The sequence below is a fragment of the Priestia sp. BR_2 genome, assembly GCF_041954005.1.
GTDB lineage: Bacteria > Bacillota > Bacilli > Paenibacillales > Paenibacillaceae > Paenibacillus_AQ > Paenibacillus_AQ lautus_A.
In genome coordinates, this window is record NZ_JAVFHM010000328.1 from 49107 (window position 1) to 72778 (window position 23672).

A 23672-nucleotide genomic window follows, 5' to 3' on the forward strand; every position below is an offset into this window, starting at 1 on the left:
CTCGAAAATAATTGAAAAAAATTTATTAATCACCGGTCAAATGTTGATAAATTTTGGATAACTCCCTCCTTATGGTATAACAAATGCCATAAATTACTTACAATACTACATTCCATTTTTTACCTCCGCTATGAAAACGGGTTTGTCTTTCATATAGTCATCATGCAAAAAGAGGCCCGCCTGAGACGGGCTCAGGCAGACCTTTTTCCTTTAAGCTTGATCGGAGATAAAGTGACTCTTCTCCCCGATATGATAGACATGCAGTTTATGCATGGCACGCGTACATGCCGTATAGAACAGCTTACGATCGCTTTCCCGGTGGTACACGTCCTCGGCGCCGTTATAGATAATCACCGCGTCAAACTCCACGCCTTTGGCCAAGTAGGCGGGAACCACCAGCGTTCCCTTTTCAAAGGCCGGCGTGGTTTTGGTGATCAAGCGGGCGGAGATATCCGCCGACAGCTGCTGATGTACGCGCCTGCTCTCCTCTTCTGTCCGGCAGATCACCGCAACGTATTGGAATCCCTGCTCATGAAGCTCGCGGATATCGGATACGATCGCGCCATGAAGTTCTTCTTCATCGTTCACCCGAACGACTCGAGGAGCTTCGCCTTGCCGGTTGAAAGGAACGATCCGCTCCCCGCCCGGTATCATTTGTCGCGTGAAGTTAACGATTTCATACGTCGACCGGTAGCTTTGGGTCAGATTAATGACCTCCGTATCCTCTTCGCCATACAGACTCACCAGATTCTCCAAGCTTCCGAGTGCCTCTCCATGAGCATAAATGGCTTGGTTGAGGTCCCCCAGCACCGTCATTTTGGCCCGCGGGAACAAACGCTTCAGGAACTCCAGCTGAAATGCGGAATAATCCTGAACTTCATCGACGATGACATGGCGTATCGACGTATTGGTACGGAACCCTTGCAGCAGTTCCTTCAAATAGAGAAACGGCGTGGCGTCTTCGTAAAGCAATGCTTTGTCGTCCAGGGACGCAACGGTAAGATTGCATATTTCATCCCAATGTTCCGGGAGCGTCTCCAAATTTCCCGCCGCCCGGCGGAATAAGGATTCGTCCGTGTACAATTTACGGTACATACCCTTGACGTCCACATACCGGAACCGCTTGATCCAACGTCGAAGCGGCTTGAGCCGGCTGCTGACCACCATTTTCGCAAGGACGTCTTTTTCCTTATCGAAATCGTCAAACGTGTCTGCCTTCCGGTTTTGCTTGCGTCTCATCGTTTGAAAGGCCCGTTGGTAATCCTCCGTATCCAGCAGCTGGATTTGCTCCTCTACCCACGGGGCATCTTTCTCGGTCTGGGCAAACTCCGACAGGCGCTTAAGCATCCATTCCTTCATCAGATCAATGCGGCCAGCAAGCTTAACCGCCGAATCATAGCCATAGAACTGCGATGCCATCTCCTCCGAGCTGACAATCACCTTCCCCTGGAATACGACCGGCTTAAAGAGCATGCCTCCCTTTTCCAGCAGCTCCTTGTATCGTCTGATGGTGTCCAGATAAGCCCCCGAGGATTTATACGATATGCTCTCCAAGCGTGCCCGGTAACGCGGCGAATCATCCGCGTTCAACAGGGTTTCCGTCTGAGTGAACACGTCTTCGAGATCAAACTCCTTACCGAGCCGGTGCTCCAGATAGGACTGGAAGGTCGTCTGCTGCATATTGTCCTCGCCGAGCTCGGGAAGCACCGTGGACACATAGCTGTTGAACAGGGGATTCGGGGAGAACAGGATCATCTGGTCGGCCCGGAGCGTCTCCCGGTACTTGTACAGCAGATAAGCCACCCTTTGCAGTGCAGCCGAGGTCTTTCCGCTTCCGGCAGCCCCCTGCACGATCAGCATGCGGGTTTTGTCATTTCGGATGACCGCGTTTTGTTCCTTCTGAATCGTAGCCACGATACTCTTCATGCGGTCATCCGCGCTATGGCTGAGCACCTGCTGCAGCAGTTCATCTCCGATGGTCACGCCGGTATCGAACAGCACCTTGATCTCGCCGTTATGGATGACGAATTGGCGCTTAAGCAGCATTTCGCCCTTGACCGTACCCGAAGGCGTCTCATATTGGGCAGGGCCCGGCGCACCGTCGTAATACAGGCTAGAGATGGGTGCGCGCCAGTCGTAAACCAGAAACGTCTCCATCTTTTCGTCCAAAAAAGAACCTGTTCCCAAATAAATGGTTTCGGTCTCCGCAGTTCCATCCTCCTGAAAGTCAATGCGTCCGAAGTATGGGGATTCCACCAGCTTCCTGTACTTTTTAAGCAGCTTGCTGGACTGCAGATGAGCATGCTCGCGTTCGGCGAGCACCTGCGACTGCTGTCTCAGGTTGGTGGACGTTTCGCCCAAATCGTCCGGGTTGCTGAAGTTTACCGTAACTTCGTCCCAGAAGTCCTTCCGCATGTCAATGACGACTTCACGGATATCGCCGACGCTCGCTTCCAGCTGGGATATTTTATTTCCGATTTTTGCTGTTACTTCCGTTACCCGCGCCTGTTCCTCTTTCCAATCTTGATCGCTGATAGCCATTTGTTCATCCCCCTAATATACCGGTTGACAGCGTTAGTTAATCGTGATAAAATACAATTGTGATATTCTAACCACATCTCAATAATTTAATGACAAAGCATTGTTAATTATAGCAAGCTGCCGTACATAATTCAACATGGAATTTCAGTAACCGACCCGCCGGGGCGGTTTTTTTTATGTTCATATACCATACCATTCCCGAGCCTCAAATGCCAAACTTGCTGCTTGCTGAGATGTATAAAAACAGCCGATCAAATGTGAAATCTTGATCGGCATCCTCATGGCGAGCTCCCTTATTTTCGCAGCCACGAGAACATGGCATCCTCTTGCTCCTTATCATCCACGACTCGGCTGATTTGATCCGCCACCCGATTCAACCGGTCAAGCTGATAGCCGTAGTCGTACATGGAGGCGGCCACCACCGCCAGCCGGAGTCCGCCGGGATTTGAGCCGGGCCCGCACATCACCTGCTCCATGAAAGCTTCATTGTTCTCCGCCATGGTCTCGGCCTCATCCTCGTTCGGCTTAAGTTTATCTTCGAATTTCCACAAAATATGCTCATGGTACTTCATTAACCGCTCCAGATTGTGATCAAACTGTTCGTCGATTTCATCGGATCGATCCGCCTGGAAATAGTGGTTCTCCACGGCATCCAGCACTTCATACCCCTTGCGAAGGGATTGGAGCAGCTGCTTATACACCACGAGCTGTCTTGCTTGACTGTATTTCGCCCGCTTCAGCTTCTTCTGCTCTTCCTCAAACAAATTGTATTTGTCGGACAACGATTTGATGGCCGATTCCAGTTCTTTCTTCTCCGCACGGTAGACCGAATCCTTCATTTCATGGGAGATCGCCGTGCGCAGCAGCAGCGACATTTTGCCAAATACAATATGAATCCGCGTGATGTACTGTTCCTTCGGTTTCGGTGGAAACACAAGAATATTGATGAGGAATGCAGATATGATGCCGATAATCGTCAGAATAAAGCGATTGAGGGCAAAGTCCCATTGTCCGGAAGCTTCCATCACGGATATGACCGTAACAAGCGTAAGTCCGATGGTCTCGCCCATTTTCAGCTTCATGCAAATCATGATCACTAGAATACAGACCAAACCGACGGAAATCGGTTGATTCGATAAAAAATACCCTCCGAGCATGGCCAGAATCGCACCGAGCGTACTGGTCTGCAGCTGGTCCAGAAAATATCTCCACGACCTGTATATCGATGGCTGCATCGCGAAAATCGCGGCGATGGCGGCTACGACAGGTGATTTAAAGTCAAACAGCATGGCTAAATAAAGAGCCAGCGTCACGGCTAGGCCGGTTTTGAACATTCTTGCTCCAAACGCCACGGACAGCCCTCCTTACGCAACCCAATTTCACGTCTATGCCTACACACCATGATACATACTCCTCCGTTTGAACCGCTATTACATGAATTACCCTTACGCTTCCAATGTTATGCAGTCTCTTCATTGACATCATCCGGGTTGGCCCGCTTCCCCATCCTTTTCTCGTAAGATCGGATCATGAACCCAAGCCAAGCGCAAGAAGCCAGGTATCCGCCAACGATGTCGCTCGGGTAATGGACGCCGAGATAGATCCGACTAAGTCCGATGCTTAGAATCATCGCGATGGAAACGGCAATCAACGTCCCTCTCCCCGCTCTGCTGTCAATATGTCTCCACAACAAGTAAGCGAGCACGCTGTAGAACGAGAAGGCTCCCATCGAATGGCCGCTGGGATAGCTGTATCCCGTTATTTCGATCAGGCGGTTGATGTCCGGCCTTGCACGTTGAAACACCCATTTTAATAATAAATTCAGAATAGATGAACCGAAGACGACCACAATAAGGAGAAGAATCTCCTTGCGGTGGCCCAGAATCCAATATAGCACGGCGATCACGATCAGGCTTAACACGATCACCGGTCCGATGGAGCCTATGAATGACAGCCCGATGGCAATATCCGTAAGCAGCGGATGTTCAAGGGCTTGTACCGTCGTAATGATCGCCAAATCAAGCGCTGCCAGGCTTTCCCGCTTTACCAGCGCCGCCAGAATGACAAAGCCGATGAAGCTGATCATCGATATGAGGAATATCCAGCGTTGTCTTCCTGAAGCAGGGTATATCTTCTCTCCGCTCAACTCTCTGTTCTCCTTTGACCTTGGTTCGAAACCGTGCGATTTGGTGAAAACAAGATAATATCATTTTCCTGTCATAAAGGAAAGTCCCAAAGGGATTACATGACAAATATCCCGTAGTCTATGTCAAAATCGCAGGGATTACTCTTTACGAGAATATATACCCAAAAGAAAAGGAGCATGTCATGATGAAGGTCCTAGTGGCCGGCGCGAACGGCCAGATTGGCAAACAGCTTACGTTTCTCCTGCATGAGCATGATGCCTATAGCGTAAAAGCCATGGTTCGGAGGGAGGAGCAGGCAGCCTATTATCGAGAAGCGGGAATAGAGTGCGTTATCGCGAATTTGGAAGGATCGGTCAAGGAACTGGCGGAAGCAGCACGAGATTGCCAGACAGTGGTATTCACGGCTGGTTCTGGCGGAGCAACCGGATACGACAAAACGCTGCTGATCGATCTGGACGGAGCCGTCAAGATGGTGGAAGCTGCCGAAGAGGCGAAGGTCCCGCGCTTCGTGATGGTTAGCGCGATTGGGGCCCATCATCGAGAATCTTGGAACGGGGACATCAAACCGTATTATGCCGCCAAGCATTACGCGGATCGAATGCTTCGTCACAGCAGCCTCTCCTATACGATCATTCGTCCGGGAGGACTTTTGAATGAGCCTGGTACCGGCCGCATTACGGCTGCGGAGAATATCAAGGGCGGCTCGATTCCGCGCGAGGATGTGGCGAAAACGATCTTGTTGGCGCTGGACGAAGAACATACCTTCCGGCGTTCCTTCGACCTGATTTCAGGCGAAACGCCTATCTCGGAAGCTCTATCGTCACTCTAAGAGCATTTCATATTCAAAAGCAAAATCGCCCCTCAAGCAAAAGCGATACCTTCGTATCTGCTAATGCTTAAGGGGCGATCTATCGTTCTATTCGAATCAGGACCGGATCGCAAAATAAAGAGAAGACATAGTGGAACTCCTTCTCGTTACGCACTCAACCGATCCTGGCATTTACGCGCCTGTCTTGTGCAGCATTCGGCTTCGCAGTATGTCTTTTACGGCATCCACCGCTTCTTCTACCCGATCTACCGCCACAACGATAGGAGCGTTGTCCTCATATTGACTGAAGGAGTAATTATATTTGGGATCATAATAATGCTCAAGCAGCAGCTGTATTCCCTGAGCATACCTTCCCTCCTCCAAAGACTTGCCAATTTCCGCGGCGATCGGAGTGTGGATTCGGTTCTTGATTAATTGAAAGGCCGCCAAATATTGCTCTTTATAAGCCGCAGGGTTGTAATCCTCCAGTATCTGGCGAACACGCTCCGCCATCGGCAATTCCAACACGATGGCTGCCCCCGACTCCTTCTTCTTCATCAGGAAATCGGGAACGACGATTTTGCCGATCCGTTTGCTCTCGGCCTCAAATAACAAATAAGGCGAATTTTCCAATTGCTTCAGCCGTTCAACCAACTCCGCATCGAAAGTCTTCTGATTGTTGGACGGCAGTCCGATATGCCCGAAGATCGAGCCGCGGTGGCCTGCGAGCCCTTCCAGGTCCACGACGGGGTAGCCTTCCTGCTGAAGCTGCCTTAGCACTGCCGTCTTGCCCGTACCCGTCAATCCGTGAAGGACAAACGCTTCCGCATCCAGACTCTTCTGCTCAAGCGTATCCAGCACATACTTCCGGTAAGCCTTAATCCCGCCCGTAATCCGATTGACATGGATATCCATCAGGGACAGCACCGTTGCAGCCGTTCGGCTGCGCATGCCGCCGCGCCAGCAATAGACCGCCTTATCTCCTTCGATCTCTTTGAACTGCTTCACGAAGCTGGGTAGCTTGGCCGACATGATGGCGAGCCCCCGCTCTTTGGCCGCATCCACGCTCACCTGCTTGTAAATCGTCCCGATCTCCGCCCGTTCTTCATCATTGAAGACCGGAATGTTCAGACTCCCCGGAATGGTGGAGTCCTTGTATTCCGAAGGGGAACGGACATCAATCAAAGTAATCTTCTTGCTGTTTTGCAGTTCCAATAATTCTTTTACGGTGATGTCTTGAAACATGTCTGTTCGCTCCTTTATGGTTACACAAACAAAACCCGGCTCATGTTACGCCTCAACGACAATGCGATTCGGATGGTCATGTACGACTTCTCCGATTCTGCCGGCTTCCAGCCCGGCTTGGCGAAGCTCTGCCAGTAATGGTTCGGCCTGCGAGCCGTCAACGGCAATGAGGAGTCCCCCTGACGTCACGGCATCGCACAATATCCATTTATCGATCTGGTCCATGCCATCCGGGAAATCCACGTCGTCTTTCACGTGTTCATAATTGTTTTTGGTGCCGCCCGGAATGACGCCCCCGTCGGCCATTTCCCGAACCCGTTCCAGAACGGGAACGGAAGGCTTTGAAATCCGGATGCCCGTGCCGCTGCCTTTGGCCATTTCGAGCGCATGGCCAAGGAGACCGAACCCCGTCACGTCGGTGCAGGCATGCACATCGTAAGGCTCCATCGTCTCGGCAGCCGTTTTGTTCAGTGCCGCCATGACGGCAGTAACGCGGCGAATCTCATCTTCAGTTAACAGATCCTTCTTAATGGAGCTCGTCAGGATGCCCACGCCAATCGGCTTCGTCAGAATCAAGGCATCGCCCGGCTTGGCTCCGGCATTGGTTCTTACCCGGTCCGGGTGAACGGTCCCCGTTACGGCAAGGCCGAACTTCGGCTCTTTGTCATCGATGGAGTGTCCGCCAACCAGGGTAACCCCCGCTTCCTTCAATTTATCTCCTGCACCTCTCAAAATATCCGTCAAGACCTGCTTGTCCAGCGTCGATATCGGGAATGCTACGATATTCAAGGCGGTCAGCGGTTTGCCGCCCATGGCATAGATATCGCTGATGGCATTCGCCGCGGCCACCTGACCGAAATCATAAGGGTCATCCACGATCGGCGTAAAGAAATCGACGGTCTGCACCATGGCCAGATCATCCGTGAGACGGTATACGCCCGCATCATCGCTGGTATCCAGACCAACCAATAAATTAGGATTCGGCTCGGCTTGCGGAAGCTTGCGGATGACCTGCGCCAGATCGGCAGGTCCGATCTTGCAGCCGCAGCCACCTTTGGAGGAATACGAGGTTAGTTTTATTTTGTCCGATTGACTCATCACGGATCTTCCCTTCGTCTTAAGAGTGATTTTAGGCAAAGCACATGCAACAACCCCGGCGTGGATGCTTGAATAACGTCTCATCTACACCGGGGATCATCTGATATTCATCCGTTTAGCTAACACTTGTTCAAGCACACAATATCTATATTATATGGAATCGGCTGCTTCAAGTCTAACGGTCTTCCTATTTCTTGCAATTACCGGGAATATCTTTCTGCAATGTGCCGGCAATGTGATATACTATTTGATTGGATATGTAAATAATTTCACGATACATCGGGGGAGTACAGATTATGAATCACTCAAGCGACGGTGGAAGGGCCTTGAATCATACGGATCGCAGAAGAACCGTCTGGCTCATCACCATCTTCATCATCATAGCAGCAACAGGCCTTACCTATGTGAAGTGGTGGCCTTACTACGATAAAGCGCTCAAAGCTATTATGGAACACAGCATCGGCTCTTCCATATTAGGCATGGATCCGGCCGATGCCGCCCCTTCTTGGCAGGCAGCCTGGAATTATGCGCTCACCTATTTTAAAGCGGTTTGGAAAGCGGCGGTGCTCGGCATTCTGCTCGGGACTCTGGTCCAGTCGCTGCTGCCATCCCAATGGCTGCTTCGGGTCCTTGGCAAAACGACCTTCGGCAGCACGGCGATAGGAGGAATCGCCTCCATTCCGGGCATGATGTGCTCCTGCTGCGCCGCACCGATCGCGATCGGTCTGCGCAAGAAAAAGGTGTCGGTCGGCTCTGCTCTCGCGTTCTGGATCGGCAATCCAACCATCAATCCGGCAACGCTCGTCTTCATGACGTTTGTTTTATCATGGAAATTCACCATGCTGCGATTGATCTTCGGCATCCTGCTAACCTTCGGCGTCAGCTACCTGGCAAACCGCTTCGCCAAGGAAGCGGATCCCGTGGAGATCGATGCGCCTCAGAGCACGGATCAAACCGATGAGCGTCCGCTGTGGAAACGCTGGTTAACCAGTATCGGGCAGATGCTGGTTCGGGTGGTCCCGGCTTACTTTATAGCCGTTCTGCTCCTTGGGGCCATGCAGGCATGGATGTTCCCGCATTTGGGAGCGGCAGCGGGGAACACGCTCTTGGCCGTCATCTTCTTCTCCGTGATGGGAATGCTGTTCGTCATTCCGACCGCGGCGGAAATCCCGATCATCCAGGCCTTTATGGCAGCGGGCCTGGGGGCGGGTCCGGCCGCGGCGCTGCTTCTGACGCTGCCGGCTGTCAGTCTTCCGTCTCTGCTTATGGTGAGGCGTTCATTCCCTAAAAGAGTTTTGTGGTTTGTTACTGCCTCCGTCGTCCTGCTTGGGATTCTTTGCGGCGTGGCGGGAATGCTGATTCTGTAGGCAGGAACCACTTTTCCGTTTATATTTTCAATTTTTATTTTTTCTTAAGGTAAACCATAGGCTTATCTGGTAAAGTGATAAAAGAATGAACAACTCATTATTATATGCAGTCGAAGGGAGTCAATCATTACATGAAAGATAACGATTTGCAGCCAAACCATCCGGGACAGCCCGAGGATGATCAGGGACAAGCCCAAGAGAAAGAGAATAACCAACAAGATCAAGGCGGCTTGCCCCATGAAGAAGAAAGAATAGATTCCACCTATCCGGAGTCCGACGAGCTGTACAAGGATGAGAACGAACACCCAGCCGTTATGCATTCGGGAGATCAACCGCATTACGATGAACAGCCACCTGCAGATGGCGGCGGCAACGGAAGCAAAGGCTGGATGATCGCGTCGCTGGTTTTGGCGGCTGCCTTAATCGTCGTCCTGATCGTACCTCCGTTTGCCAAGGGATCCGGCAATGAAGCTATAGCTAAAGTCAACGACGTTAACATTACCAAGGATAATCTGTACGATGAGCTTGTCAGCGTAGGTGGCAAACAAACGCTGAATTCCATGATCACAGAGGAATTGATCCAGCAGGAACTGAAGAACAAGTCCATTACGGTGACCGATGCCGATGTGAATAAAGAAGTGGATGCGCTGAAGGCCTCCTTCCCTTCCGAGGAACAATTCAATATGGCTCTGCAGCAAAACGGCATGACGCTCGACAACCTGAAGGAGCAGACCAAAACCCAGGTTGAGCTTAAAAAGCTGATGGCCGACAAAATCAAGGTAACCGACGAAGAAGTCAAAGAAGTGTATGACCAAAACAAAGAAAGCTTCGCAACGCCTGAGCAGGTTCGCGCTTCCCACATCCTCGTTGAGACCAAGGAAGAAGCCGAAGCCATCGTGAAGCAGCTGAAGGAAGGCGCTGACTTCGCAACGATTGCTAAAGAGAAAAACCAGGATGCAACCAAGGATACCGGCGGCGACCTGAATTTCTTCGGACGCGGCGAAATGGACCCCGCATTTGAAGAAGCGGCGTTCAAACTGAAGAAAGATGAAATCAGCGAACCGGTGAAGAGCTCCTTCGGATACCACATCATCAAGGTTACCGATCGTAAGGAAGCAACGAATCCTACCTTGGAAGACAAGAAGGAAGAAATCCGCAGCCAGCTTGAGAACCAGAAGGTCTATGCCGAATCCACAGCCTATATTCAAGAGCTGAAGGATAAAGCTACCATCACGAATACCCTGGAAGAAGCTCCTGCTGAAGCTCCAGCAGAAGCACCGGCTGATGCTACAGAGACACCTTAACACCTGCTGCGCCTTGAACACCAGGCAAAGCCCCTACCCTCGCGGTACGGGGCTTTTTTTTCATGCAAAATAAAAAGTTCTTTAAACCCCAAGCAAAACATGTTAGAATGTAAGCGTTATCAAATGTTGATCTTGGAAAAGGGGGAAGCAGAATGATGAAGCACGTATCGGAATCCCGCAACATGTATGAGGACTTCGTGGTGGAGACAGACATTCTGTTCTTTAAAACCGGATCGCACGGTTTGGTCAGCTTTCACGGCAGGAACTATAATATTAAAAAGAGAATGACTGCCGAAAAAATCGCATCCCTGCTGTCCGGTAAACAGTTCTATCATGTCGGCGGCAACTGCTACGTCAACGTAGACAAAATAACTACGGTAGAGCAAGGCATCGTTTATTTCGGGGAAAAGGCGCCTTCCGCTAAACATCTTCGCATTCCCAGATGGAAGCAGGAATCGCTGAAGCGCCTGGTTGCTGAAGTCAAACAGCCGGTTTGAGCGAGCAGCGGCGTATACCTTGAATCTGGCGCAGGACAAGAGAAGATCCCGTATCCGTTACATTCGGAGGCGGGATCTTCTTGCGTTGGCATGATTTTAGCAGCCTTTTTGTTCTTGGCGTCTGTTCTACATAGATACGTTAGCGACGCGGACGATTTCCTTCCCCAACGCGCTTCGGGTATATATGAACAACCCACATTATGGTAATATCGAATAAAATCTTATGTACATTCAAAAAGGAGTGGTCATGCATCGAATCCTATTTTGATCCGCAATACCCGGAAGCGTTTGCTGCCTTTTCCGTTGAACATTGGATAGCCATTGGCATATGCATCATCCTTGGCCTGCTGCTGTACCTGTTCAGGACTGCCATCGCCTCCAAGCCTTCTCTGCAAAAGACCGTAAGATGGGGCCTGCTCGCTGCCCTTGCGTTGCCAGAAGCTTCCCTTCATGTCTGGTATGTGTCAACGGGAATATGGGATCCAGCCACTTCGCTTCCCTTGGAGTTGTGCAGTCTGACCCTGTTCCTCTCCATCGCCATCCTGCTTACGGATAAACGCCGCTTATACCCGCTGGTTTACTTTGCGGGAATCGGGGGAGCCCTGCAAGCTGTATTAACCCCTAATTTGGGATACCCTTTTCCGCACTTCCGGTTCTTTCATTTCTTTGTTGTCCATATCGCGATCATCATGACGGCATTGTATATGACATGGGTTCGGGGGTACCGTCCCACCTGGAAATCCATCGCCTGGACGATGGTCTTTCTTAACGTGTCCGCACTTTTAGTCGGTCTGGTCAACCTCGCTGTCGGTTCGAACTATATGTTCCTGATGCGCAAGCCGGATACGGCTTCGCTGCTCGATCTGCTGGGGCCGCATCCCGTTTATATTGTTGTAGAAGAACTTATCGCGCTATCGCTGTTTATCCTCATGCATCTCGCCTTCTTCGTCATCCCGGATCGGATGAGGCGCAGCCGCCGACGCAAACACGAGCGGGCTTCCTTGTCTTCGACAGGCGGTTGAACAAGGCATCATACAAACATAAAGCGTATGGATCGTTAACACCCCTGTCGTTTCGGGTGCTTCCATCCATACGCTTTTTTAAGGAAGGGGTCCTTCCCCTAATTCTTAAGATACAAACGGGAGCTTGCCTCCCAAATCTCGCCCGGCGCCAAACCGAACAAACCGATCTCGTCCGCAGGCAAGTCCGTGTTCGGTGCATTAACCAGGTTGATCTGCGGTTCAGGACAGAAAAATTTGCGGGACGCTTTGCTGTTCCATACCATCCACTGCTTATACGAGTTGCCGACATCGTAAACGAATGTTTTGCCTAGCTTGGTATCCGTCAGCTCCATGCGGTTTCTGCCGTTTTGCGGAACGGCCGTATAATGGTTGTCCATCGAATCGAAATAGGGATTCACGCCGCTCGTGCGAAGCAGCTTTTCCTCTGCCGTCAGCGCTTGGAACTTGCCGGTCGGCAGCATCCGGTCGCTCATCTCCCACCGCTCGCCAATGGTGATTCTCACGACGCAATCATCCGCCGTGCTTTCCGGGGCAAAGGGAGCATTGATCGCCGTATGGAAGGCTAGCAGGCACGGCATGCTGCTGGTACCCTGATTCCGTATAAACACATGCTGGGCCAAGCCGTCCTGATTCAGCGTGTAGCGAAGCCGGAAGGTGAAGCGATGCGGAAGCATGGCGTACATCGGATGATGCTCGTCAACCGTGACGGAGACCACCACATAACTCTCGGTCTCGCTGCTGCCATAATCCTCGACACTCCAAGGGGTCGTATGTAAAAAACCATGGAGGTGATTGCCCGTCTCTACTTCATTTACCGGGAATTGATAGGTTTGTCCGTTCCAAGGAAACCGTCCGTCCTCATATCGGTTAGGCGGAAACAGAACAGGAATGCCGTGAACGCCCGGACTGGCTTTGAACGCTTCCATTTCGTTCTCTTCCGGCTCGCGCAGGAACCGGTAACCGCTTACGTTATCCCTGAAAGCGATGAGATTGCCTCCGATTTCAGGCAATATCGCCGCTTCATAAGGGCCATGCTGGAGCCAAACCGCACGCTCTCCCTGATACGATCCTTCATACGCTTTGTGGTTCATCGGGTGATCTCTCCTCTCAAGTGTGAACGTATATAGATTATCATACCAGTGCCCTTACTTCTATATGTTCGGGGTAGATGGGCTGACCCATCCCCCCTCTCACGGCCGGCCGGTTAAGACGAAAGTTTGGCCTTTGAAGCGTTTGGCGGAATCGGTGCCTGGGCCGGCGGTTCGTTAGCGGCCGGCTGCGCGGCCGAAGCCAGCTCCTCATCCAGTTCCCTGGTGTACTCGGTTCTCTGCTGTTCGCTCCAGCCCAGTACGGTAGCCATATAATTGATCACGGGCACCTTCCATTTTCTCGTCCAGTCGATTTGAAACAAGAGAGACCCCGTGCGGCGGATAAAAAAGTCGGCCGGCTTCGATGCCATCTCATGCTCAATGGCATACATCAGCGGAACCAATACCGACACCGGAAGCGCCGATGCCTCCGCCTGATCGGAGCCTTCCTTGGCCAAGCGGAACAATTCCGCTGCGTTTGAGCCGTACATTCGCGCCCAGTGCTCGGCAAGCTTACGGTCAATTCCTTGCGCCGCGCCGATCTCCGTCTGCTTGCGGACAAAATCCGGGAATTGGCTGGAACCGCCAACCTGACCGCCGGAAATCGGCAGATTTTTCGTTACGCTGGCGCCATAAGCCTTCCCGCCGCTTTCTTGAATCCGTTTCGCTACCAGGTCAACGACGGTGTCCGCCATTTTCCGATACCCGGTCAGCTTCCCTCCCGCAATGGTGATCAGGCCGGAGGGGGATTCCCAAATTTCATCCTTTCGGGAAATTTCGGACGGGCTCTTGCCTTCCTCCAGAATCAGGGGCCGGACCCCGGCCCATCCCGATTCAACGTCTGCCGGACTTAGCTTTACGCCCGGAAACATGTAATGGATGGCCTTCAAAATATAATCCCGGTCTTCCACCGTGATCAAGGGACGTACGGGATCCGCCTTATAAACCGTGTCGGTTGTGCCGACATAGGTTTTCCCGTCCCGGGGAATGGCAAACACCATCCTGCCGTCGGGCGTATCGAAGTAGACCGCCTGGCGAAGCGGGAACCTGGATTGGTCGATGACCAGATGAACCCCTTTGGTCAGCTGAAGCATTTTTCCCTTCCTGGACTTATCCATTTCGCGCACTTGGTCCACCCAAGGCCCGGCCGCATTTACGATTTTGGTGCCGGAGACGGACTTCACAGCACCGCCGAGCATATCCCGTACCGTAACCCCGGTAATCCGCCCATTCGCATCATAATTCAGCGACTCCGCCTTGGCGTAGTTAAACAGAACCGCCCCTCTGGCGGCCGCCTCCTTCATGACCTCCAGCGTCAGCCTGGCGTCGTCCGTCCGGTATTCCACGTAATAGCCGCCGCCCTTCAGGCCCTCCTGCTTCAGAAGCGGCTCCCGCTTTAACGTCTCGGAGGCGGACAGCATGGATCGCCGTTCTCCCCGCTTCACGCCGGCCAGGAAATCATACACCATCAAACCGATGGAGGTGCTAAACTTCCCGAAGGTGCCGCCCTGGTGTATCGGCAGCAGCATCCATTCCGGGGTCGTTACGTGCGGCCCGTTCTCGTACACCACGGCCCGTTCTTTGCCTACCTCCGCCACCATGCCGACTTCAAACTGCTTCAAATACCGCAGCCCGCCATGCACCAGCTTGGTGGAACGGCTGCTCGTTCCCGCGGCAAAATCCTGCATTTCCACCAGCAGCACCGACATGCCGCGCGTGACCGCATCCAGTGCAATCCCCGCTCCGGTGATTCCGCCGCCGATCACGATCAGATCGTAGGTGTCCTCTGCTATTCTTTGAAATCGATGCCCGCGGTCCAAACTTGAAAACGACTGTGACTGCTCCACATTGAATCCCTCCCAGTATGCTTTACCCTGTTTTTATCTATCGTTACCTTTCCCATGAAAAAAGACAGCAAAAAAGAGACCACGAAACACGCGGTAACAACCCCATAACATGAGGTATCCGCGCCTAGTGGTCTCTCCAAGTCTCCAGACATCTATTCACTTATTGATCATTATACCATATAAAATGCTAATGAAAAGCCATTGCCGCATAAACGGCTTTTTTCCAGCCGCTGTATAATTGCTCCCTTGCGCTTTCCTCCATGGTTGGTTTGAAGCTTTGCCCCATGCTCCACTTGCTGCATATCTCCTCCTGATCCTTCCAGAAGCCGACTGCGAGCCCTGCCAGGTAAGCTGCACCGAGCGCCGTTGTCTCCGTAATGTCCGGCACTTCCACCGGGACGTTCAGGATGTCGCTTTGGAATTCCATAAGAAAGGTGTTGGACACCGCTCCTCCATCCACCCGCAGGGATTCGATATGAAAGCCCGAATCCTCTTCCATCACGGAGAGCACATCGCGCGTTTGATATGCAAGCGACTCGAGGGTTGCACGGATGAAATGCTCCTTCGACGTGCCTCGCGTCAGGCCGAAGACCGCCCCCCGCACATCGCTGTTCCAATACGGACTGCCAAGACCGACAAAAGCCGGCACCACATAGACGCCTTCGGTGGATTGGACCCGTCTTGCATAGGGCTCGCTGTCCTTGGCTTCGCGGAACATTCGAAGCCCGTCGCGCAGCCACTGTATCGCGGAGCCCGCCACGAAGACGCTGCCCTCAAGCGCGTATTGTACGCGGCCATCCAGGCCCCAGGCGATCGTGGTGATCAGCCCATGCTCGGATTGAACCGGCTTATCGCCGGTATTCATCAGCATAAAGCTGCCTGTTCCGTAGGTCGTCTTCACCATGCCTTCGGAGAAGCAGGTCTGGCCGAACAGCGCCGCTTGCTGATCGCCGGCCGCTCCGGCAATCGGAACCTCTCGCCCGAAGAAGTGATAGGATGCCGTATTGGAATATATTTCGGATGACGGCCTGACCTCAGGCAGCATGGCCTTGGGGATGTCCAGCAGCTGCAGCAGCTCCTCATCCCATTTCAATTCGTGGATGTTATAGAGCATCGTACGCGATGCGTTGGAATAATCGGTTACATGCACCTGGCCGCCCGACAGCTTCCAGATCAGCCAGGTGTCGATGGTCCCGAATATAATCTCTCCTCGCTTGGCCCGTTCGCGCGCACCGTCCACATGATCGAGGATCCATTTGATCTTCGTTCCCGAGAAATAGGGATCGATCAGAAGTCCCGTCTTCTCCCTAACCGTCGCGTCATGGCCTGCTGCAATGAGCTCCTCGCATATGCCGGCCGTCTGGCGAGATTGCCATACGATGGCGGGATAGATCGGTTCACCGCTCTTGCGGTCCCATACCACCGCGGTCTCCCGCTGATTCGTAATTCCGATGCCGGCAATCTGCTCCGTCTTCACGCCCGCTTCGGATAAGCAAGTTGCAATGACCGCCAGAATCGAGCCCCATATTTCGTTGGCATTCTGCTCCACCCAACCGGGCTTCGGAAAATACTGCGGAAATTCCCTTTGAGCGGAGTGAACGATTTGCCCTTCGCGGTTAAACAGGATCGCGCGCGAGCTTGTCGTTCCTTGGTCAAGCGCCAGAATATACTTCTCCAAGCATCTTCTCCCCTTTCTGCTTATGCATTTAACCAAAGATAACGTGCAGATGGAAACGTTGTCAAATCCATTATTCCATCAAAGAGAAGCCCAGCAGGTCCTGCAGCAGGACCGAAGCCGCACCCATCAGCTTGTCCTCCTCGCCCAGGGAAGCCAAGCCGAAAACCATGTCATCCTTCAGAATCGGCATCGCATGCCGGTCGATATATGCGCTGACCATGTCCAGCAATTCCGGATTACCATGCGCCAAATCCCCGCCTAATATCAACGCCTCGGGATTAAACATGTTCACCAGGTTGACGATGGCCGCCCCCAAGTGTTCGGCCACTTCTTCATTCAGATCCCTTGCCAGCTTGTCCCCCTTGCGAAGGGCTTCCTTGAATACGGACGGAACAATTTTACTGTAATCCCCTCCGCTCAGCTCCTGGATCAGCGTCGGCCTTCCCGTTGCGATTGCCGTAATAATGCGGGAATACACGGCAATCCAGCTGATATAGCTGTCGAGGCAGCCTGCATTGCCGCATTCGCAGCGGATTCCGCTGCGATTCACGCTCGTATGCCCGAACTCCCCGGCACCGCCATGCTTGCCTCTTAGGAGATGATCGTTAATCAATATACCGGAACCAAGCCCGTCCCCGATGGATATATAGATCAGATTCGCGAACGCGTAATCGCCGAACCGGCGTTCGGCAAGCACAACGGAATTCATGTCATTCTCAACCCAGGTCCGCATTCCGTAGCGGTTTTCAAATATCCGTTTCAATGGAACATTCGTCATCCGCAGTTTCGTGTTATAGTGCACGACGCCCTGGCTGTCGCTCACAATGCCGGGGACGTTAATGGAAATACCGACGCACCGTTCCAGATCCTCTTGACCTGCCATGAAATCATCCATCAGCTGCAGCAGCCGTTCGATAACCGCTTCTCCCTGGAGTCCGGCTATAGGGTGCGTTTCCTTCGCGAGCACCTTCGCCTCCAGATTCATCCGGGCCAGGATCATGACCGAATTCGTTATGCTTACGGCTAACAGGAAGTGATTATCCGGATTGAATTTAAGCAGTATGGGTTTTCTACCGCCGCTGGAGGAGCCTGTTCCAATTTCCGAAACGTAGCCTTCCCTGATCAGTTCTTGAACGGCCGATGCCACCGTGGAGGGACTCAGCTTGTTTTTTTTGGCCAGTTCGATTCTGGATATAGGGCCTTCCGTACGGATCTTGTTCAGCACCTTGGACCGGTTTAGCGCCTGGATCAGCTTGTGATTGCCTTTTTTCATATTGTTCAAGCAAGTTCAACCTTTCTATGGGTTCTTCATTGTAGTGCGACTTTCTGTATCGGAAAAATGAGGTTAGAACCACTATAACATTTTCAACAAGCGGATATAAACTTATTCCATCTATCGAAATAACATACGGCGTAAGATTTGATAATGACTCTCTCATATTGTGAAAAAAAGAATTTAAAAGGATTTGAAATCGCTATCTTGAAAAATAAACAAGGTAATTATATAATCTTTCGCAATAGAAGCTGGTTATTCTGTCAAGATAGATAGCATATGGATGTTAACTTTTTTCGACAATTGGAATAACTATCGCTTTTTATACTCAAACACAAAGGGGGCGCTTTGGGGGATCGATTCACTTCGAACAAGCCACACGACCATCAACGCTTGATCAAAAACCATGTGAATTCAAGGAGGGTTATTTGATGAAAAAAAGAATGTCTGTCCTGATTTCGGTACTGTTCGTGTTCTCCGCCCTGCTGTCCGCCTGCGGGGGCGGCAATGCCTCCGGAGGAGATAATGGCAAGAAGGTCATCAACGTTGCCCTGTGGGACGAAAATGTGCGGGACACGCTGGACAAATCCATCAAAATTTTCAATGAGAAGCACCCCAATGTACAGGTGAAGGTGACCTACACCCCATGGGCGGATTATTGGACCAAGCTGAAAACCAGCCTCGCCGGCAACAGCGGTCCCGACGTCTACTGGATGAACGGACCCAACTTTCACTCGTATGCCTCCTCCGGTCTGATCAAAGACCTGTCCCCCCTGATCGAGCAAAGCGGGCTCGACACCTCGGTTTATACCGAAGCGCTCGTCGATATGTATACCTATCAAGGCAAGCTTCACGGACTTCCTTACTTCCAGGATTCCGTAGGACTATTCTACAACAAAGAATTGTTTGACAAGGCCGGGCTGCCCTATCCGGACGATACCTGGACCTGGGAAACGGTAGAAGAGAACGCAGCCAAGCTGACGGATAAATCGAACGGAATCTACGGCTACATTACGCCGATCGACAGTCAAATCGGTTATTACAACTATATTGCCCAGGCCGGCGGATTCGTGATATCCGACGATAAAAAAACGTCCGGTTACGATACGCCGGAAGCTCTTTCGGCATTCAAATGGCAGCAGAGCCTGATTGAAAAAGGCTACTCTCCGAATGCGCAGCAGCAGCTTGAAACCAAGTCGCGCCAGCTGTTCGGATCGGGCAAAGCCGCCATGTTCCCGGGAATCTCCGTCAACTCTCCGGAACTGCACAAGCTGCTTGGCGACAAGCTGGGCGTCGCGGTTCTGCCCGCCGGAAAGGAAAAGGCGTCCATCGTCCATGGGCTCAGCTGGGCCATCAACGGCAAAACCAAGGTCGAGCAGGAGTCCTGGGAATTGATACAGATTCTATCCGGCAAGGAAGGACAGGAATTGCTGGCCGACTCGGGCTTCTCGATGCCTGCTTACAAAGGCACGGAGGGAGGATGGCTGAAATCCATTCCTTCGCTTGATCTGCAAGTGTTCGTCGACAGCCTGGAGTTTGCCGTCCCGTATCCCGTATCCCAAAAAACCGCAGAGTGGCAGGACGCGGAAGTGAAGGAAATCCAGGCCGCTTTCCTCGGCAAGAAAACGTTTGAAGAGGCGTTGAAAAATGCCGGTGAGCAGATGAATGCCATCCTTGCGACGGAAACCAATTAACGAACAGCCCCTTCCAATACGGAACCTAAGAAAGGACGGTGCAGCCTGTGAGCTCTCCCATCACTGTGACCACGAAACCTCCTGAAACGACGGCCAAGCGAAAGGTCGGGAAACTTGCCTTTCACGAAGCCATGTGGGGATACATCTTCATTCTGCCTGTCGTGCTGGGCCTCGGTCTGTTCTACATGGCACCTTCCGCCGCCTCCCTGTTTCTGTCGTTCACTTCCTGGGACGGATTGACTGCCCCCCAATTCATCGGGCTCGATAACTTCGCGAATTTGATGAAGGACGACAAATTCACCGGCTCCATGCTGAACACGACGCTGTATACCATCGGTACGGTACCGTTATCCGTTGCACTGGCAACGGTGCTGGCGGTGCTGCTGAACCAGAAAATCAAGGGTATGGTCTTCTATCGCACGTTCTATTTCATTCCCGTCATCACCATGCCGATCGCGGTCGGCATGGTGTGGAAATGGTTGTACAATTCCGAATTCGGATTAATCAACCATGTTCTGGGCGTCATGAACCTGCCGCAGCCCAACTGGCTGTTTGACGAGAAATTCGCCTTGTTCTCCATCGTGCTTGTCAGCGTGTGGAGCAGCATCGGTTATAACGCCGTCATTCTGCTCTCGGGTCTGCAGGGCATCTCCGGCAGCTACTATGAAGCGGCTTCGCTTGACGGAGCGGGGACGCTGTATAAGTTCTTCCGGATTACGCTGCCTCTGCTCACGCCCAGTTTGTTCTTTGTTTTGGTCATGTCCTTCATCAATTCGTTCCAGGTGTTCGACCTGATCTTCATCATGATGGATCAGCAGACCACGATGCTCGAGTCCACCCGGACGGTGGTATACAGCATCTGGGAAGACGGATTCAAATACTTCAACATGGGGTACGCTTCGGCGCAAGCCTTCATTCTCTTCGTGGTCATTCTGATCATCACCATGATTCAGATGTACATTCAGAAGCGCTGGGTCCATTACCAATAACAGGAGGTGCGTAGACGTGACTACTTCAACCCAAGCTGAAAAAGCAAGCCGCCTGGCGGTACACATCCTGTTAGCCGTCGGGGCGCTGCTCATGATCATGCCGTTTCTGTGGATGATCTCGACATCCTTCAAGTCCTTTGCCGACTCCATGTCCGTTCCGCCGAAATGGCTGCCTGTGGAATGGCATCCGGACAACTACCTTCGTGTCATCCAAACCATTGATTTCGGCACTTATTATTTGAACACCGTCATCGTGACGGTGGGTCGCACCGCGGGCCAGCTCATTCTGTGCTCGCTGGCAGCCTATGCATTCGCCAGCTTAAGGTTCCCGTTCAAGAATGCCATTTTTCTCGCCCTCCTGGCCGTATTGATGGTCCCTTCCCAAGTCGTTATGATTCCGAGCTTTGTCATCATGCGCGAGTTCAACTGGCTCGACACGTTTTACGTGCTCATCGTACCCGGCATATTCAGCGCCTTCGGCACGTTCTTGCTAAGACAGTTCTTCATGACGCTGCCGAAGGATCTGGAGGAGGCTGCCAAAATCGACGGCTGCAGTTATTTCCGAATTTACTGGAATATCTACTTGCCGTTATCCAAGGCCGCACTCGTCTCGTTGGCGATTTTCACCATCTTAGCTTCATGGAACGATCTGCTGTGGCCGCTCATTATGACGAGCTCCGAGGAGATGCGCGTCCTTTCGATCGGGATATCCAGCTTCCAGGGGCAGCATTCCACCGATTATCCGCTGCTTATGGCCGGGGCCTTGATGGCCACCCTTCCCATCATCATCCTGTTCATCTTCCTTCAGCGGTATTTCATTGAAGGCATAGCCATGAATGGGATCAAAGGATAACGGCTGAATCAGCCCACCAAGTAAAAAAGGAGTGTACGATAAATGTTACACGTGTTAGTCGTTGGGGCAGGCGCCATGGGAAAAACCCATGCCGCCGCCTATGCTTCGATGCCGGGAGTGAAGCTTGCCGGCATCGCCGATATCCGGCTGGAGAAAGCGAGGCAGCTTGCGGACGAATATGAAGCAGGCGCCTATCGTTCGTTCGAAGCCGCGGTAGAGGATTTGGGTGCAGGGCAGATTGATGTCATCGACGTCTGCCTGCCAACCCCGCTTCACAAGGACTACGTTGTCAAAGCGGCGGACATCGGCAAGCATGTCATATGCGAGAAACCGCTGGCAAGAACCGAAGAAGACGCGCGATTCATGATCAACTACTGCCGTGATAAGGGCGTACGCTTGTTTGTCGGTCATGTGCTGCGCTTCTTCCCGGAATACGTGAAGGCCAAGTCGCTGCTCGATCAAGGCAGCATCGGGAAGCCTGCCGTCATCCGGGCTGGCCGCGGCGGCGGTTATCCGATCGGCTGGAACCATTGGTACAGCGATTTTGGAGCGAGCGGCGGCATTACGCTGGATGCGATGATCCATGATTTTGATTACCTGCGCTGGTGCTTCGGAGAAGTTGAGCGCGTCTATGCCAAGGGGCTGAACGGCCGCCTCCAGGCTCAGCTGGATTATTCGCTGGTGACCCTTCGCTTCCGCAGCGGCGTCATCGCTCATGTGGAGGGCACCTGGGCCCATGACGGCTTCTCCATGAATTTGGAGATGGCGGGCACCAGCGGCATCATTGACTACGATAGTGCCAAGGACAGCCCGCTTCTCTTCAAATCGCGGAGCAGTGCCGCGACGATTCCCGGCGTCGCCGTTCCGGAAAGTCCGCTTGAACGAAGTCCCTATTACCGGGAACTGGAACACTTTATGTCGTGCATCCGCGACGGCAGCGAACCGCTGGTTTCCGCCGAAGACGCATATGAAGCGCTTCGCATCGCACTTGCCGCTCTAGCCTCCATGGCTGCAGGCGAGCCGGTGGTTGTCGGGGACGCTGCGCTTACCCTCGCCTCGACATGAAATAAACGCGATCGATGTATTATCTGGAGAGCCCGCATCCTGCAGATTTTGTTGCTGGATAAGGAGGGCAAGCCTCTGCGGGATATACTTTCATATCACTAAACAAGGAGAGAAAGCCATGAAATTGGGAGTGATCAGCTTTGCGCATATGCATGCGTTCAGTTATGCCAAAGCCCTTCTCGGGATTGAAGGCGTGGAGCTTGCCGGCATCGCCGACCCTGTAGAGGAGCGCGGCCGGAAATACGCCGAGCATTTCGAAACCGCCTATTATCGGGATTATCGCGAGCTGCTGGACCAAGGCTTGGACGGCATCATCGTGACGTCCGAGAACGCGCATCATAAGGAGCACGTGCTGGCCGCCGCTGCAGCCGGGGTTCATGTGCTCTGCGAAAAACCGCTCTCGACCAACATACAGGATGCACAGGACATGATTGATGCCTGCAAAGCAAACGGCGTGCTGCTGCAAACGGCGTTCCCGGTGCGTTACAATACGACGGTCGTGCGGGCCAAGCAGATGATCGATGAGGGAAAACTAGGCCGCATTCTGGCCATGAAGGGAACCAACCGCGGACGCAATCCCGGCGGTTGGTTCATCGATCCGGAGCTCTCCGGCGGAGGAGCCGTCATTGACCATACCGTGCACGTCGCCGATATTATGCGCTGGATCACCGGTGCCGAGGTCAAGGAAGTGTACGCCGAGGTCGACCATCTCATCTCGGAAGCTCCGATTGATGACAGCGGCATCCTGACCATGGAATTCGACAATGGCGTATTTGCTACGCTGGATTGCAGCTGGTCCCGCAACAAGGAGTTCCCGACCTGGGGTGACGTCACCTTGGAAATCGTCGGTTCCGCCGGGACCCTTAGCGTCAATGCCACCAGTCAGAAGCTGCACGTATACACCGATGAATCCGGATACCGCCATCAGGCTTGGGGTGACAGCATGGATGCCAGCCTGATCAGGGATTTCGTGGATGCCATCTCCTCCGGCGCCGCGGAGGCATCCGTTACCGGCGAGGACGGGCTTCATGCGCTGGCCGTGGCCGTAGCCGCCTACCGATCGTCCGCGGACAAGCGGACGATCGCGATGTCGGAGCTGTGATTCGATAACCGGCACAGAAGTCGTTTTCTCGTCGTATACGAGAAGGCCTTCTGT

At 52.7% G+C, this 23672-nt stretch carries 19 protein-coding genes; 10 read left to right on the plus strand and 9 right to left on the minus strand.

Annotated elements, in window-relative coordinates:
* Nucleotides 1-210: 210 nt before the first annotated feature.
* From helD to RB298_RS28370, 3 genes are all read right to left on the minus strand, one after another.
* Nucleotides 211-2541, minus strand: coding sequence for an RNA polymerase recycling motor HelD (helD, locus tag RB298_RS28360; protein ID WP_213579223.1), 2331 nt, complete (start codon nt 2539-2541; stop codon nt 211-213).
* A gap of 293 nt (nt 2542-2834) precedes the next feature.
* The gene (locus RB298_RS28365) at nt 2835-3893 is read right to left on the minus strand and encodes an FUSC family protein (protein ID WP_015736402.1); all 1059 of its coding nucleotides are present in this window, start codon (nt 3891-3893) and stop codon (nt 2835-2837) included.
* 107 nt (nt 3894-4000) lie between these two features.
* The gene (locus RB298_RS28370; protein ID WP_192571239.1) at nt 4001-4687 is read right to left on the minus strand and encodes a phosphatase PAP2 family protein; all 687 of its coding nucleotides are present in this window, start codon (nt 4685-4687) and stop codon (nt 4001-4003) included.
* A gap of 185 nt (nt 4688-4872) precedes the next feature.
* On the opposite strand from RB298_RS28370, the gene RB298_RS28375 reads away from it, so the two are divergent.
* On the plus strand, nt 4873-5517 hold the full coding sequence (locus RB298_RS28375; protein ID WP_486049790.1) for an SDR family oxidoreductase: 645 nt from the start codon (nt 4873-4875) through the stop codon (nt 5515-5517).
* Nucleotides 5518-5688: 171 nt separating this feature from the next.
* Here the strand turns inward: RB298_RS28375 and mnmH are convergent, their stop codons facing one another.
* Both mnmH and selD read right to left on the minus strand, forming a co-directional pair.
* A complete protein-coding gene (gene mnmH / locus RB298_RS28380) occupies nt 5689-6741 on the minus strand; it encodes a tRNA 2-selenouridine(34) synthase MnmH (protein ID WP_096776746.1) in 1053 nt (350 codons plus the stop codon).
* 45 nt (nt 6742-6786) lie between these two features.
* On the minus strand, nt 6787-7839 hold the full coding sequence (selD, locus tag RB298_RS28385; protein WP_277746420.1) for a selenide, water dikinase SelD: 1053 nt from the start codon (nt 7837-7839) through the stop codon (nt 6787-6789).
* Nucleotides 7840-8135: 296 nt separating this feature from the next.
* On the opposite strand from selD, the gene RB298_RS28390 reads away from it, so the two are divergent.
* The 4 genes from RB298_RS28390 to RB298_RS28405 all read left to right on the plus strand — a co-directional run bounded on the left by RB298_RS28390 (nt 8136) and on the right by RB298_RS28405 (nt 12029).
* On the plus strand, nt 8136-9206 hold the full coding sequence (locus RB298_RS28390) for a permease (protein WP_375120336.1): 1071 nt from the start codon (nt 8136-8138) through the stop codon (nt 9204-9206).
* 131 nt (nt 9207-9337) lie between these two features.
* Nucleotides 9338-10510 carry a peptidyl-prolyl cis-trans isomerase gene (locus RB298_RS28395; RefSeq protein ID WP_015736408.1) on the plus strand — a complete coding sequence of 391 codons (1173 nt, stop codon included), beginning with the start codon at nt 9338-9340 and terminating at the stop codon, nt 10508-10510.
* A gap of 152 nt (nt 10511-10662) precedes the next feature.
* Nucleotides 10663-11007, plus strand: coding sequence for a LytTR family transcriptional regulator DNA-binding domain-containing protein (locus tag RB298_RS28400; RefSeq protein ID WP_009590070.1), 345 nt, complete (start codon nt 10663-10665; stop codon nt 11005-11007).
* Between the two features lie 200 nt (nt 11008-11207).
* A complete protein-coding gene (locus RB298_RS28405) occupies nt 11208-12029 on the plus strand; it encodes a YwaF family protein (protein ID WP_096776749.1) in 822 nt (273 codons plus the stop codon).
* A 98-nt stretch (nt 12030-12127) separates the two neighbouring features.
* Here RB298_RS28405 and RB298_RS28410 read toward each other — a convergent pair whose 3' ends face one another.
* The 4 genes from RB298_RS28410 to RB298_RS28425 all read right to left on the minus strand — a co-directional run bounded on the left by RB298_RS28410 (nt 12128) and on the right by RB298_RS28425 (nt 17915).
* Entirely contained in the window at nt 12128-13120 is a 993-nt protein-coding gene (locus tag RB298_RS28410; protein WP_375120337.1) for an aldose 1-epimerase, read from the minus strand.
* Nucleotides 13121-13233: 113 nt separating this feature from the next.
* The gene (locus tag RB298_RS28415) at nt 13234-14964 is read right to left on the minus strand and encodes a glycerol-3-phosphate dehydrogenase/oxidase (protein WP_375120338.1); all 1731 of its coding nucleotides are present in this window, start codon (nt 14962-14964) and stop codon (nt 13234-13236) included.
* Between the two features lie 187 nt (nt 14965-15151).
* The gene (glpK, locus tag RB298_RS28420) at nt 15152-16642 is read right to left on the minus strand and encodes a glycerol kinase GlpK (RefSeq protein ID WP_096776752.1); all 1491 of its coding nucleotides are present in this window, start codon (nt 16640-16642) and stop codon (nt 15152-15154) included.
* 70 nt (nt 16643-16712) lie between these two features.
* A complete protein-coding gene (locus RB298_RS28425) occupies nt 16713-17915 on the minus strand; it encodes an ROK family transcriptional regulator (protein ID WP_486049792.1) in 1203 nt (400 codons plus the stop codon).
* Between the two features lie 431 nt (nt 17916-18346).
* Between RB298_RS28425 and RB298_RS28430 the strand changes: the two genes are divergently transcribed.
* The 5 genes from RB298_RS28430 (at nt 18347) to RB298_RS28450 (ending at nt 23618) form a co-directional block, all read left to right on the plus strand.
* Nucleotides 18347-19609, plus strand: a complete 1263-nt coding sequence (locus tag RB298_RS28430) for an ABC transporter substrate-binding protein (protein WP_015736414.1) — start codon at nt 18347-18349, stop codon at nt 19607-19609.
* A gap of 47 nt (nt 19610-19656) precedes the next feature.
* Nucleotides 19657-20598 (plus strand): carbohydrate ABC transporter permease, encoded by a 942-nt coding sequence (locus RB298_RS28435; protein WP_096776754.1) that lies wholly within the window; start codon nt 19657-19659, stop codon nt 20596-20598.
* Between the two features lie 16 nt (nt 20599-20614).
* Entirely contained in the window at nt 20615-21451 is an 837-nt protein-coding gene (locus RB298_RS28440; protein ID WP_009589889.1) for a carbohydrate ABC transporter permease, read from the plus strand.
* A 42-nt stretch (nt 21452-21493) separates the two neighbouring features.
* Nucleotides 21494-22516 carry a Gfo/Idh/MocA family protein gene (locus tag RB298_RS28445; RefSeq protein ID WP_277746425.1) on the plus strand — a complete coding sequence of 341 codons (1023 nt, stop codon included), beginning with the start codon at nt 21494-21496 and terminating at the stop codon, nt 22514-22516.
* 118 nt (nt 22517-22634) lie between these two features.
* Nucleotides 22635-23618 (plus strand): Gfo/Idh/MocA family protein, encoded by a 984-nt coding sequence (locus RB298_RS28450; RefSeq protein ID WP_486049693.1) that lies wholly within the window; start codon nt 22635-22637, stop codon nt 23616-23618.
* Nucleotides 23619-23672 lie beyond the last annotated feature (54 nt).